This window comes from Mesorhizobium loti CJ3sym, from assembly GCF_000472785.1.
Lineage (GTDB): Bacteria > Pseudomonadota > Alphaproteobacteria > Rhizobiales > Rhizobiaceae > Mesorhizobium > Mesorhizobium loti_E.
In genome coordinates this window covers 35,185-48,234 of the sequence record NZ_AXAL01000032.1, presented here as the reverse complement: position 1 = coordinate 48,234, position 13,050 = coordinate 35,185, and the positions used below count along the sequence as shown (strand labels likewise).

At 63.3% G+C, this 13,050-nt stretch carries 10 protein-coding genes and 1 pseudogene; 4 read left to right on the top strand and 7 right to left on the bottom strand.

The features are described 5' to 3' along the window. The first annotated feature begins 10 nt into the window (after nt 1-10). Nucleotides 11-1,177: a pyridoxal phosphate-dependent aminotransferase gene (locus A3A9_RS0131725; protein ID WP_027062214.1), complete on the top strand. Its 1,167-nt coding sequence runs from the start codon at nt 11-13 to the stop codon at nt 1,175-1,177. 66 nt (nt 1,178-1,243) lie between these two features. Here A3A9_RS0131725 and hemA read toward each other — a convergent pair whose 3' ends face one another. Continuing rightward, nucleotides 1,244-2,521, bottom strand: coding sequence for a 5-aminolevulinate synthase (gene hemA, locus A3A9_RS0131720; protein WP_027062213.1), 1,278 nt, complete (start codon nt 2,519-2,521; stop codon nt 1,244-1,246). 266 nt (nt 2,522-2,787) lie between these two features. Here hemA and galE point away from each other — a divergent pair, with 266 nt between their 5' ends. The 3 genes from galE (at nt 2,788) to A3A9_RS0131705 (ending at nt 6,963) form a co-directional block, all read left to right on the top strand. Next, nucleotides 2,788-3,783 carry a UDP-glucose 4-epimerase GalE gene (gene galE / locus A3A9_RS0131715; RefSeq protein ID WP_027062212.1) on the top strand — a complete coding sequence of 332 codons (996 nt, stop codon included), beginning with the start codon at nt 2,788-2,790 and terminating at the stop codon, nt 3,781-3,783. Nucleotides 3,784-3,883: 100 nt separating this feature from the next. Continuing rightward, nucleotides 3,884-5,134 (top strand): D-amino acid dehydrogenase, encoded by a 1,251-nt coding sequence (locus A3A9_RS0131710; protein WP_027062211.1) that lies wholly within the window; start codon nt 3,884-3,886, stop codon nt 5,132-5,134. 2 nt (nt 5,135-5,136) lie between these two features. Further along, nucleotides 5,137-6,963 carry an alanine racemase gene (locus A3A9_RS0131705; protein WP_027062210.1) on the top strand — a complete coding sequence of 609 codons (1,827 nt, stop codon included), beginning with the start codon at nt 5,137-5,139 and terminating at the stop codon, nt 6,961-6,963. Here A3A9_RS0131705 and A3A9_RS0131700 read toward each other — a convergent pair whose 3' ends face one another. From A3A9_RS0131700 to rhaS, 6 genes and pseudogenes are all read right to left on the bottom strand, one after another. Then, nucleotides 6,964-8,340, bottom strand: coding sequence for an FGGY-family carbohydrate kinase (locus tag A3A9_RS0131700; protein ID WP_027062209.1), 1,377 nt, complete (start codon nt 8,338-8,340; stop codon nt 6,964-6,966). Then, nucleotides 8,337-8,414: pseudogene (locus tag A3A9_RS46405) on the bottom strand (L-rhamnose mutarotase); the annotation flags it as partial. The gene A3A9_RS0131700 and the pseudogene A3A9_RS46405, both read right to left, overlap by 4 nt. Next, on the bottom strand, nt 8,414-9,409 hold the full coding sequence (locus tag A3A9_RS0131695) for an ABC transporter permease (RefSeq protein WP_027062208.1): 996 nt from the start codon (nt 9,407-9,409) through the stop codon (nt 8,414-8,416). The pseudogene A3A9_RS46405 and the gene A3A9_RS0131695, both read right to left, overlap by 1 nt. Next, nucleotides 9,406-10,386 (bottom strand): ABC transporter permease, encoded by a 981-nt coding sequence (locus tag A3A9_RS0131690; RefSeq protein WP_027062207.1) that lies wholly within the window; start codon nt 10,384-10,386, stop codon nt 9,406-9,408. Before A3A9_RS0131690 ends, A3A9_RS0131695 begins: the two co-directional genes overlap by 4 nt. Next, a complete protein-coding gene (locus tag A3A9_RS0131685; protein ID WP_027062206.1) occupies nt 10,383-11,924 on the bottom strand; it encodes a sugar ABC transporter ATP-binding protein in 1,542 nt (513 codons plus the stop codon). The genes A3A9_RS0131690 and A3A9_RS0131685 overlap by 4 nt, the downstream gene beginning before the upstream one ends. Before the next feature lie 84 nt (nt 11,925-12,008). Next, nucleotides 12,009-13,004: a rhamnose ABC transporter substrate-binding protein gene (gene rhaS, locus A3A9_RS0131680; protein WP_027062205.1), complete on the bottom strand. Its 996-nt coding sequence runs from the start codon at nt 13,002-13,004 to the stop codon at nt 12,009-12,011. Between the last annotated feature and the right edge of the window lie 46 nt (nt 13,005-13,050).

The window sequence follows — 13,050 nt, the reverse complement described above, 5'->3', positions numbered from 1 at the left end:
GGATTTGTCCATGAGCCTGATCGACAGCTTTCGCGCCGAAGCCCGTGCCGCACCTGAAAGCGGCATTGTCGCTGTCGTCAACTACGGCCGCCTGCGTGAGGGTCTGATCCCGCTTTGGGCCGGCGAGGGTGATCTGCCGACACCCGCCTTCATCACCGATGCCGCGTCGAAGGCGTTGGCCGGCGGCGAAACATTCTACACCTGGCAGCGGGGTATTCCCGATCTCAGGCAGGCGCTGTCACGCTACTACGCCAGGCATTTCGGCAAGACGTTCCCCGAGGAACAATTCATCGTCACCGGATCAGGCATGCATGCCATCCAGATGTCGCTGACCGCTCTCGCCGGCTCGGGCGACGAGGTGATCTATCTGTCGCCAGCCTGGCCGAATTTCGATGCCGCCGCTGCCCTGTCGGGCGCCGTTCCGGTGGCGGTCACGCTCGACCATTCCGGCAATGGCTGGTCCTGCGATGTCGAGAAGATCGCGGCGGCGATCACGCCGCGTACCAAGGCGCTGTTCATCAACACGCCGTCGAACCCGACCGGCTGGACCGCCGATCATGAGACCTTGCAGGGGATCCTCGATCTCGCGCGCGCCAAGAACGTCTGGATCATTGCCGACGAGATCTATTCGCTGTTCCACTATGGCCATGGCCGGGCGCCGTCCTTCCTCGACATCGCGACGGCGGAAGACCGCATCCTGTTCGTCAACTCCTTTTCCAAGAACTGGTCGATGACCGGCTGGCGCGTTGGCTGGATCAAGACGCATCCGAGCCTGCAGCAGGTGTTCGAGAACCTGATCCAATATTCGAACTCCGGCGTCGCCCAGTTCATGCAGCGCGGCGCCGTTGCCGCGCTCGACGAGGGCGATGCTTTCGTCACTGAACAGGTGGAGCGGGCTAGGGAGGCACGCGATCTGGTCTGTGGCATTCTTGGCGCCACCGGCCGCGCCCGGTTTACCGTGCCGCAGGGCGCCTTCTATCTGTTCTTCACCGTCGACGGCATCACCGATTCCCGCACGGCTGCCTTCGACATCGTCGACAAGGCCAATGTCGGCCTGGCGCCCGGCACCGCCTTTGGTCCCGGCGGCGAAGCCTTCCTCAGGCTGTGCTTCCACCGCCGCCTCGATCAGATCGAGGAAGCTTCGCACCGGCTGGCGAAATGGATGAAGACTGTTTGATCTGACGGAATCGGGATTGAAAGTCTCTCCGGCGAGCCATGTGGCCGCCGGAGTTTCAAAACGGGCTCAGCCGCCCGACTTGGTCACCAGAAGCGGAACAATCCGATCGCTCTTGGCCACTGCGGGCCGGCCGGCGGAGCCATAGGGAATGCCAAGCGCATCCCATGTCTCGACCAGCGCGTCCTGCAGTCCCGCGATCAGCGTGTCCGAATGGAACGGCGTCGGCGTGATGCGCAGCCGCTCCGTGCCGCGCGGCACCGTCGGGTAGTTGATCGGCTGGATGTAGATGCCGTGCACGCCGAGCAGGCGGTCGCTGGCCATCTTGCAAAGCTCGGGGTCACCCACCAGGAGCGGCACGATATGGGTTGGCGATTCCATCACCGGCAAGCCGGCCGCCGACAGGATCTGCTTGGTCCGGCTCGCCTGCTGCTGCTGGGCGTCGCGCTCGGCCTGGGAGCGCTTCAAATGGCGGATCGAGGTCGTGGCCGCCGCGGCGATCGCCGGCGGCAGCGCCGTGGTGAAGATGAAGCCCGGCGCGTACGAACGCACCGCGTCGATCACCGCACTGGTGCCGGTGATATAGCCGCCCAGCGTGCCGAATGCCTTGGCAAGCGTCCCTTCGATGATGTCGATCCGGTCGGCGATGCCCTCGCGCTCGGTAATGCCGCCGCCGCGCGGTCCGTACATGCCGACAGCATGGACCTCGTCGATATAGGTCATGGCATTGTAGCGCTCGGCGAGCTCGACGATCTGCCTGATCGGCGCGATGTCGCCGTCCATCGAATAGACGCTTTCGAAGACGATCAGCTTGGCGCGTTCGCGACCCGCCGCCTGCAGCAGGCTTTCCAGATGCGCGACGTCATTGTGGCGGAAGATCTTCTTTTCGGCGCCCGAGCGCCGCACGCCTTCTATCATCGAGGCATGGTTCAACTCGTCCGAGATGATCAGGCAATTGGGCAAAAGCCGGGCGATGGTCGAGATCGAGGCTTCGTTGGAAACGAAGCCGGAGGTGAAGACCAGTGCCGCTTCCTTGCCGTGCAGGTCGGCAAGCTCCAGTTCAAGCTCGACCAGCGGGTTGCTGGTACCCGAAATGTTGCGGGTGCCGCCGGCGCCCGAACCCATCTTGCCGGCCGCATTCTGGAACGCGGCGATGACATCGGGATGCTGGCCCATGCCGAGATAGTCGTTGGAGCACCAGACGGTGATTTCCTCGGCACGGCCATTGGAACGCCATATGGCGCGCGGAAACTTGCCCGCGATGCGCTCAAGGTCGGCGAAGACGCGATAGCGACGCTCTGCATGGAGCTGGTCGATCGCTTCTTCGAAGAACCGCTGGTAGTTCATGTCGACTTCCCAATTTTGCGCGGGATCATAATCATTGCCCTAATAGTCGTCCACCGGACCTTTTTGGTCAAAATGCCACGCCCCTGACCTGTTCCTAACGACCACGGATCGTGGCCTATTCCCTTGATGTGGATCAACTTTGTTTCAGGACGATGCCACATGCCGGTCATGCCGGTTACCACGAGTTCTAATGGCCATGCGGCGGGCTTTCCAGTAGAGCGGGGTTTGAGACAGTTTCCGATAAATCTTGAGATGCGAGGTCGCGGATGACAGTTTTGGTGACAGGGGGGGCCGGCTATATCGGCAGCCACATGGTCTGGGAATTGCTGGATGCGGGCGAGAGCGTGGTCGTTCTCGACCGGCTTTCGACAGGCTTCGAGTGGGCGGTGGCGCCGGAGGCAAAGCTCGTCGTCGGCGATGTCGCCGACAAGGAATTGGTCGGCTCGATCATCAGGGACAACCATGTCGACGCCATCATCCATTTCGCCGGCTCGATTGTGGTTCCGGAATCGGTCGCCGACCCGCTCGCCTATTACGAGAACAACACCTCGAAGTCCCGCACGCTGATCGAAACCGCGGTGCGCGAGGGCGTGCCCAACTTCATTTTTTCCTCGACCGCCGCCGTCTATGGTGGCGCCGGGCTGGAGCCGGTACGCGAGGATGCCCGCCTGGCGCCGGAATCGCCCTATGGCCTGTCCAAGCTGATGAGCGAATGGATGCTGCGCGATGCGGCGATGGCACATCCCTTGCGGTACACGGCGCTGCGCTACTTCAACGTTGCCGGCGCCGATCCCAAGGGTCGCACCGGCCAGTCGACGCCGGGCGCCACGCATCTGATCAAGGTTGCCTGCGAGACCGCGCTCGGCAAGCGGCCGTTCATGCAGGTGTTCGGCACCGATTATGAAACGCCTGATGGCACCTGCATGCGCGACTATATCCATGTCAGCGATCTGGCCGCGGCGCATCGCCTCGCCTTGCAGCGGCTACGCGCCGGGGGACAAAGCCTCGTTGCCAATTGCGGCTACAGCCATGGCTATTCGGTGCTCGAGGTCATTGACAGCGTGCGCCGCGCCTTCGGCCATGATTTCGAGGTGAAGATGGGCGATCGGCGCCCTGGCGACGCCGCTGCGGTGGTCGCCAACTCGGACCTTGCCCGGGCGGAACTCGGCTGGACCCCGCAACGCGACGACCTCGACCAGATCGTTGCCGACGCGCTCGCGTGGGAACGTATCCTGACCAGCAAGAATTCCGCGCGGGGCTGAGCCAACCCTCAGGGCTCGCAAGGCGCGCGGCGAAGCGCTATGGAAAGCATTCGCGATCCGGCGTGGAGGCGCCGCGCCGCGAAGAGCTTTGGGGGATGGCATGAAAATAACGGTGCTCGGAGCCGGTGTTGTCGGTACGGCGGCCGCCTATTATCTGGCCAGCGACGGCCACGAAGTCACCGTGATCGAGCGCCATGCGGCGCCGGCGCGCGGCACCAGCCAGTCGAATGCCGGCCTAGTGTCGCCGGGTGATGCCACCGCCTGGGCCTCGCCGGCGGCGCTGACGACATTTTTGCGCGCACTGTACAACCACGATCTCGGCATCAAGGTGCGGCTGCGCTTCGATCCCTATTTTCTCGCCTGGAGCCTGCGCTTCCTGCGCCAGTGCACAAGAGAGCGCCTGCGCGCCAACAGCCAGGTCAAGCTGCGTCTGGCGCTCTATTCGCGCGACTGCATCAACGCCATCTCGGCCGATACCGGCATCCACTATGACGAGCGCAAGAAAGGCATTCTCTACTTCTTCCGCTCGCAGCACAGTCTCGACACCGGCACCGACAATTATCGCTATCTGGCCGAGCACGGCCTGCCGATCGAGATCGTCGGCCGCGACCGGCTGGTCGAGCTGGAACCCGGCCTCGCCGGGGTGAAGGAAAAGATCGCCGGCGGCGTCTATTCGCCGATCGACCAGACCGGTGATTCCCGGATCTTCGTCGACGGGCTCGCTGCCTATGCGGCCGAAAAGCTCGGCGTGAAATTTCTCTATGACACGACGGTTCAAGGCCTCGACATCGAGGGCGACCGGGTGCGCGCGGTGATGACCTCAGCCGGACCGGTGACGGGTGACGCAGTCGTCATCTCGATGGGTCCGGAAAGTGGCCTGCTCGGCCGCCGCTATGGCATCGACCTGCCAGTCTATCCGGTGAAAGGGTACACGGCGACGGTTCCCCTTGAAGACGAGAGCAAGGGGCCAACCATGGGCGGCGCCGACGAGGACCAGCTGATGGCCTATTCGCGCCTTGGCAATCGATTGCGGCTGGCTTCGACCGCCGAATTCACCGGCTTCGACCGCACCCACAAACCGAGCGACTTTGCCACCATGTTCAGGACCGGCAAGGATCTGTTCCCCGGCGCCTTTGATGAGAAGAAGGCCGTGCTCTGGGCGGGTCTGCGGCCAATGATGCCGAACTCGGTGCCGGTCATCGGTCAGGCAAAATACCGCAACCTTTATCTCGACACCGGCCACGGCCATGTCGGCTGGACCATGGCCTGCGGCTCGGGAAAATTCCTGGCCGACCTCGTCGCCGGGCGAAAGCCGGAGATCGATCCACAAGGATTGGTCTACAGGGGATAAAAATGTCGGGACCGCAAGTCGCCATCGACCTTGGCCGCATCGAGCGCAACGCCCGCACCATCGTCGAACGCTGCGCGCTGTCGGATATCAAGGTGTTCGGTGTCACCAAGGGCACCTGTGGCATGCCGCAAGTGGCGCGCGCCATGCTGCGCGGTGGCGTTGCCGGTATTGCCGAATCGCGTTTCGAAAACATCCGCCGGCTGCGTGACAGCGGCATCAACGCGCCGATCATGCTGCTGCGCAGCCCGCCCATGGCGCGCGTCGAGGAGGTGGTGCGCACGGTCGACATCAGTCTGCAGTCGGAACTCGCCACCATTCGCGAGATTTCGCGTATCGCCGAGCGCATGGGCCGCGTCCACGATATCATGCTGATGATCGATCTCGGCGATCTCCGCGAAGGCATCTGGCCGAGCGACCTGATCCCTACCGTCGAGCGCATCCTCGAATTCAAGGGCGTGCGCATCGCCGGTATCGGCACCAATCTCGGCTGCTTCGGCGCTATCATGCCGACGCCGGAGAATCTCGGGCAACTCGTTGCCCATGCCTACAAGACCGAACGCCTGTCCGGCAAAAGCCTCGACTTCATTTCCGGCGGCGCCTCGTCCTCGCTGACGTTGCTGCTCGAAGGCAAGCTACCGGCCGGCATCAACAATCTCAGGGTCGGCGAGGCGATCCTGCAAGGCGGTGTCGAGACCTTCCGCGATGTTCCGTGGGCCGAACTCGAACCCGATGCCTGCCGCCTGACCAGCGACATCATCGAGGTCAAGCTCAAGCCGTCACGGCCGATCGGCGAGTCCGGTTACGACGCTTTCGGCAACCAGCCGGTCTTTCCCGACGAAGGCGACCGGCTGCGCGCCATCGCCAATATCGGCCGCGAGGACGTGCTGGTCGAGGGGCTGACGCCGATCGCCAGGGGGATCAGGGTGCTCGGCGCCTCCAGCGACCATCTGCTGCTCGATGTGCAGGACGCCGATCCGAGGCCGACCGTCGGCGATCGCGTCGCCTTTCGCATGAGTTATGGCGCGATGCTTTTGGCGATGACTTCGGAATATGTCGAAAAAGCCCCGATGCACGACGTTGCCGACTTTTCCGGCCGCAAGATGGTGTCGATCTCGGCTGACCAGGAAGCCGCTGGCATCCTCGCCCGGGAGGGAACCGGCGCGCGGCTGGAGGCGATGAATTTCGACGTCGTAGAACTGGCCGATATAGAGCGGCCACCCTCCGGGCTGATCCGGCTCGCCGCCGGCGTCGATCGACGTATCGCCCACAAGGCGCTGACCGCGACGGCACGCGCGACGCATTCCTTCGGCTTGATCTGGATCGATTCAATCGCTGCCCTGATGCCCGAGGACGAGGACGGTATCGACCTGCCGGAGGGCTCGGTGCTGGCGCGTACCCTTGGTCTCGACCACAAGGCCGGCGCGCTGCAGCCGCAGCTGTCGCCGGAAAATGTCGTCATCGTTGGCCTGCGCCATGCCGATCCCGCCGAGGCGCGGGTGCTGAAGGATTCGCGCGTGTCGGCCTTCACCATGACCGACATCGACGCCATGGGCATGCGCGACCTGATGCATGAGGCGATCCGTATCGCCACCTCGGGCACGCAAGGTTTCCATGTCAGCTACTCGCCGACAGCGACCGAATTCGCCGGCTGGACGGCTGGCTCCGGCGGGCTGACGGTGCGCGAAACGCATCAGGCGATGGAGGCGATCGCGCTCTCCGGCGGCCTGCTGTCGATGGATGTTTCCGGCCTGACCGCGGATCTGGAGCCTCGGATCGGCACTGACACGGTCAACTTCGTGATGTCGGCCTTCGGCAAGCGGATCCTCTGATCAGCCCAGCGCTTTGACCGCCGCGCGCCATGCGCTGACATAGTCGGCCCAGACCGGGTCGGCAGGCGGCTCTATTCTTTCGCCCTTGCCGTGCGTCGTTACCTGATCCGATGCCAGCAATGCTGCGCCAATGCTGGTGCCGGTTGCGGCCTCGGATGCGACGACGCTACGCGCGGTCGCCGCCGCCAGCATGCCGACAAACAGCCGGTTGCGGGCAAAGGGTCCTTCGACCGTTGTCGGGCCGTCGGCGCCGATCAGATCGAGGCAGGTTGCCGTCATCAGCGCCAGATAGAACGAGATGGCGGTGAAGCGCTGGCCCTTGTTCATGTCTCCAGCATTGAGCCACGTCGCCGCATGATGCGGGAACGGTCCAGACCCCTGTTGAGTTGACGGCAGCAGCAACGTCTTGCTTGCCAGCACCGCAAGCACATCGCTTCCGCTTGCATTCTGTGGCTTGCCAGCGGTCAACACGGAAAATTCGCGGCCACCCATGAAGCGGGCCGAGGGAACGGGAGCGCCAAGCGCACTGACATTGACCAGCGTATCGCGCGCCGCATCGAGCGCAATCTCTCGGCCGCCGATCGCCATCGACACCACCCAGGTGCCGGTCGAGACGACCGAGAAGGGCGAGGCATCGGACAGAAGATGCGGCAGCAGCGAGGCGTTGGAATCGTGCAGGCCGCAGAAGACCGGCGTTTGCGGATCGAGCCCGGTTCGCGCGGCGTGCGCGGGCAGGATCGGGCCGAGCCGATCCCTCGCCGGCCGCACCGGCGCCATCAGGCCGCGCCAATCCAGACGGTCGACCATCGTCGAAAAGTCAGCACTCCACGGGTTCCACAGATCGGTGTGGCAGCCGAGCGACGTTACTTCGTTGGCGGCCACTCCTGTGAGCCGCAGCGCCCAGTATTGCGGGTACATCAGCATCGCGGCAGCCCTGGCGAACTGAACCGGAAAGCGCTTCTGCTGCCAGAAGAACTGCGCGCCGAGATTGAGGCCGAGCGGCAGGCGCGGCGTACCGGTCTCGGCAAAGAGCGGGCGGATTGCATCATACTCTGCCGAAAGCCTATCGGGTCCGTCGAACTCGTAGTCGAGTATGGGCAGCACCAGTTCGCCCGCGGCATCAACCAGCGCGCCGGTTGCGCCGTGCGTTGTGATTGAAATCGCATCGATGCGCTGTTCGCGGTTGAGGCTGGCAAGACTGTTGAGGATGAAGGTCCACAGCGCCTCGACATCGTGATGCGGGTAGGGCGTCCGCCCGACTGGCGCATTGGCTGTCCGGCGCAGTGCGACTTCGCTCAGCGTGACGAGATCGACCAGCGCCACCTTGGCGTTGGTCTTGCCGATGTCGATGACGGCGATATGGCGGATCGCACTCATGCCATATGGAACATTGTTTCCAGCGGCATGGCCAGCGGCTCGTTGTCCGGCTTGGTCTCCATGATATCGGCCATCAGCTGTTACCACGCAGCCGTCGCCAGACGATCGGCAGGGCGATGACGATGATCAGCAGCAAGCCGATGAAGATCGACATGACGATGCCGGGCACGTTGAGCAGGCCAAGTCCGAAGGTCACCAGCCCCATGATGAAGGCGGCGAGCACGACGCCGACAATGCTGCCGGCGCCGCCGAGGATGCTCACGCCGCCGAGCACCACCATGGTGATGACTTCGAGCTCATAGCCTTGTGCGATCGACGGGCGGGTCGAGCCCAGCCGCGAGGTGATCAGCACCGAGGCGATGCCCGACATCAGGCCGGTCAGGCAAAACAGGATGAACTTGATGCGGCCGACGCGCACGCCCGAAAACTGTGCGGCCACGGGATTGTTGCCGATGGCAAAGACACGGCGGCCGAAGCTCGTCCTGTGCAACAGGAACCAGTAGACGACAGCCGCGATGAGGAAGAGCACCAGCTCGAACGACACCACCCACCAGACATAGCCCTGGCCGAAGAAGGCGAAGCTTTCAGGATAGCCCTTGTAGGCCTGGTCGCCGAGGATGATGAAGGCAATGCCGCGAAACAGGCTCATCGTGCCGATGGTGACGACGATGGAGGGCAAACCAAGCCTTGTCACCAGCAAGCCATTGAAGGCACCACAAACGAGCCCGACAACGACGCCGATCAGCACCAGGGTCGGTGTGTCCGCACCCGCCTGCACCGCCATACCCATCATCGTCGAGGCGAGCGCGATGATGGCGGCGACCGAGAGGTCGATCTCGCCGGAGATGATCAGCAGCGCCATGGCAAAGGCGATCAGGCCCTTCTCGGTGAAATTGAAGGTCAGGTCCGACAGCGAATAGGGATCGAGGAAATAGGGCGAGGCAAAGCTGTTGATAATGAAGATGGCAACCGCCACCACAACCAGCAGCGCTTCCCAGGAAAAGATCGCCGAGCGGAACGGCTTGTCGAGCCGGTCGGGAATATGGCGCGGGGCAGGGATGTCGGTCATGTCGCCGCCTCGGCCTTTCTCAGGATGATGCGGCCCTGCTGGCGTTCGCCGCGCGCATTGAGCACGACGGCGAGGATGATGGCGCTGCCAGAAATCGCCATCTGCCAGAAGGGCGAGATGTTGATGACCGGCAGTGCATTGGAGATGATGCCGAGGAACAGCGCGCCCAGCACCGCGCCGCCAACCGAGCCGATGCCGCCGGCGATCGAGATGCCGCCGATGACGCACGCGGCGATGATGTTGAGCTCGTAGCCGTTGGCGACCTCGACCGAGGCGATCACATAGCGCGAGATCCAGAGGTAACCGGCAAGCCCGCCGATCATGCCGGAGATGCAGAAGACGATGAATTTCGTGCGGCCGACATCGATGCCGGTATAGACCGACGCCGTCGGATTGACGCCGATCGCATAGATCGAGCGGCCGAGCGCGGTGCGCGTCATCAGGATGAAGAACAGCGCGATGACCAGGATGGCGATCCACGACAACACCGGAACACCGAGGAAGGCCGCGCGCTGAAAGCCGATGAAATCAGGGCTCATCTTGTCGGCATTGACCCAGGCGCCGCCGGAAAGGACGAAGGTGGCGCCACGATAGATCGTCAGCGTGCCCAATGTCACCACGATCGAGGGGATGTTCAGCCGCCATACCAGCAGGCCGTTGATGGCGCCGAGCACCAGCCCGACGGCGAGCGCGATGACGATCAGCAGCGGGATCGGGATCGCCGGATGCGCGGCATTCAGCATCGCCACCACCATGCCGGTGAAGCAGAGATTGGAGGCCATCGACAGGTCGATCGAACGCGTCAGGATGACGACCATCTGGCCAAGCGCCAGTATCATCAGGATCGAGGTGTCGTTGAACACCTGGCGCAGATTGCCGGGATCGGCAAAGGCCGGGAAGCGTGTCGAGATCAGCCCGATCAAAACGATGATGGCCGTGGCCAGCCAGATCTCGCGATACTTCAGGAAAGCCTTCATGCCGCGATCCCCGCTGCCGTCCGGACCAGCGTCTCGGCGTCCAGCCCTTTGTTGTCGTAGACGGCCGCGACAAGGCCTTCGCGCATGACGACGACGCGGTCGGACATGCCGAGAATCTCTGGCAGTTCCGATGACACCATGATCACCGACAGGCCTTGCGCCACCAGTTCGGCCATGAAGCCATGCACGGCGGCCTTGGAGCCGATATCGATGCCCTTGGTCGGTTCGTCCAGGATGATCACCTTGGGCGCGGTCGCCAGCCATTTGGCGATGACGATCTTCTGCTGGTTGCCGCCCGACAGCGTGCCGACATCCTGGCTGAGCGAGGACGCCCTGAGATCAAGCCGCTCGGTGTAGGAGCGGGCGAGTGCAAACTCTTCCGCCAGCCGCAGCAGGCCTGATTTGGAGGTGCGCTTGAGCGACGGCAGCGAGACGTTCTGGAAGATCGGCAGGCCGATCACCACGCCTTGCTTGCCGCGCTCCTCGGGCACGTAGACGATGCCGGCCTCGATCGAATCCGCCGCCGATTTCGGCGCGATTACCTTGCCTTCCAAAATGATCGTGCCACTTGTGGTGCGCGTGATGCCCGAAATCGCCTGCATCACCTCGCTGCGCCCGGCGCCGACAAGCCCGTAAAAGCCGAGAATCTCGCCCTTGTGCAGCTCGAAGCCGATGTCGTTGAACTCGGTCGGATGCGACAGGCCGGAGACGGAAAGCACCGGTGCGCCGATCTCTGCCCTGCGCTGCGGGAAGATGTGGTCGACCGAGCGGCCGACCATCATGCGCACGATCTGGCTCTGGCCGGCATCCTTGATCAGGCCTTCGCCGACCATCTCGCCGTCGCGGAACACGGTGTAGCGGTCGGCGATCCGATAAATCTCATCGAACTTGTGGCTGATGAACAGGATCGCCTTGCCTTCGCTCTTGAGGAACTCGATCAGCAAGAAAAGCTCCTCGATCTCCTTCATCGAAAGGGCAGCGGTCGGCTCGTCCATGATGACGATCTGTGCGTCGATCGACATGGCCCGCGCCACGGCGACGAGATGCTTGTTGGCGATGCCGAGATCCTTGAGCCGCGCATCGGCATCGATATGGCCGGCATGCATGGTGTCGAGCACTTCGCGCGCATTCTTGCGCATGGTGCGCCAGTCGATGGTACCAAAGCGAGAGCGGGGTGCGTGGCCGAGAAAGATGTTTTCGGCGACTGAAAGGTCATCGAACAGCACGGTTTCCTGATGGATGGCGGTGACGCCATGACCGAAGGCGGCGTGCGCGCTGGGCAGAGTGACGGCCTGGCCGTCAATGCTGATCGTGCCCGAATCGGGCTGGTAGATACCGGTCATGATCTTGACCAGAGTCGACTTGCCAGCGCCGTTTTCGCCGATGAGCGCGGTCACCTGGCCTGGATAGAGCGACAGGCTGACATTGTGCAGCGCGCGCACCCCCGGGAAGCTCTTGGAGACGCCGGACAGCGTCAGGCGTGGCGTGGAGGCCAAGGGCCGTTCCTTCACCGTGCCGTTGTGGGCTGTCGTGTCCATATCAGTATCAAGCCCTGAAACAAGGTCCGTTTAAAGTCGCGGCGGGGCGTGACCCCCGCCGCGTCAGTTTGAGAGAGCTCCAGATCAATAGATCTTGGAGAACTTCTCGATGTTGGACTTGTCGAACTGGAAGGGCGGAGCCATCGCAGCCGAGTTGGTGTCGTCGAGCGTAACCTTGCCGACGCGGCCGATCGACAGCGTGGCACCGGGCTTGGCTTCGTCCTTCTTCACCGCCAGGTCATGGGCGAGGTAGACGGCGGAGTAGCCGAGGTCGATCGGGTTCCACAGGGCGACCGCCTGGCTCGAACCGTTGTCGATGAACTTCTTGAACTCCGACGGCAGCGCCAGGCCGGTGACATTGACCTTGCCGATCAGGCCTTCATCGGTGACGACCTGGGCGGCGGCAACGACGCCGACGGTGGTCGGCGCGATGATCGCCTTGAGGTTCGGATAGGACTTCAGAAGGCCCTTGGCCTCGTCGGTGCTCTTGGCCGAGTCGTCATCGCCATAGACGGTGGCGACCAGTTTGATCTTGGGGAACTTCCCCGGCAGGATTTTCTTGGCCGCGTCGATCCAGGCGTTCTGGTTGGTCGCGGTCGAGGAGGCCGACAGGATGGCGACGTCGCCGCCTTCCGGCAGATAGTCGGCGGCGAGCTTGATGATGGTCTCGCCGATCAGGCCGGTGTCAGACGGGTTGAGGTGAAGCTGGCGGCCTTCCTTGGCGACGCCCGAATCCCAGGAGATGACGGTGATGCCGCGCTCCATGGCCTTCTTCAGCACCGGCACCAGCGCGTCAGCATCATTGGCCGAAATCGCGATGGCGTTGACCTTCTGGGCGATCAGCGAGTTGACCACTTCGATCTGCGCTTCGGCGGTCGCCTTGGTCGGGCCGGTGTAGATGATGTCGACATCGCCGAGTTCCTTGGCCGCCTCTTCGGCGCCCTTGTTGGCGGCGTCGAAGAAGCCATTGCCGAGCGACTTCACCACCAGTGCGATCTTGACGTTTTCAGCATAGGCGGCATTCACGAACATGGCGGCCGAGAACGCGGCCGTCACCATCAATTTCTTCAAAAAGCTCATCGTATATCCTCCCTTGAGCGTTGCATTCCATCGTCGCTGCGGCGTG

Coding starts and splice junctions, on each gene's coding strand:
- A3A9_RS0131725 (WP_027062214.1), top strand. CDS start 11: ATGAGCCTGATCGACAGCTTTCGCGCCGAAGCCCGTGCCGCACCTGAA.
- rhaS (WP_027062205.1), bottom strand. CDS start 13,004: ATGAGCTTTTTGAAGAAATTGATGGTGACGGCCGCGTTCTCGGCCGCC.
- A3A9_RS0131695 (WP_027062208.1), bottom strand. CDS start 9,409: ATGACCGACATCCCTGCCCCGCGCCATATTCCCGACCGGCTCGACAAG.
- A3A9_RS0131710 (WP_027062211.1), top strand. CDS start 3,884: ATGAAAATAACGGTGCTCGGAGCCGGTGTTGTCGGTACGGCGGCCGCC.
- hemA (WP_027062213.1), bottom strand. CDS start 2,521: ATGAACTACCAGCGGTTCTTCGAAGAAGCGATCGACCAGCTCCATGCA.
- A3A9_RS0131685 (WP_027062206.1), bottom strand. CDS start 11,924: ATGGACACGACAGCCCACAACGGCACGGTGAAGGAACGGCCCTTGGCC.
- A3A9_RS0131705 (WP_027062210.1), top strand. CDS start 5,137: ATGTCGGGACCGCAAGTCGCCATCGACCTTGGCCGCATCGAGCGCAAC.
- A3A9_RS0131690 (WP_027062207.1), bottom strand. CDS start 10,386: ATGAAGGCTTTCCTGAAGTATCGCGAGATCTGGCTGGCCACGGCCATC.
- A3A9_RS0131700 (WP_027062209.1), bottom strand. CDS start 8,340: ATGAGTGCGATCCGCCATATCGCCGTCATCGACATCGGCAAGACCAAC.
- galE (WP_027062212.1), top strand. CDS start 2,788: ATGACAGTTTTGGTGACAGGGGGGGCCGGCTATATCGGCAGCCACATG.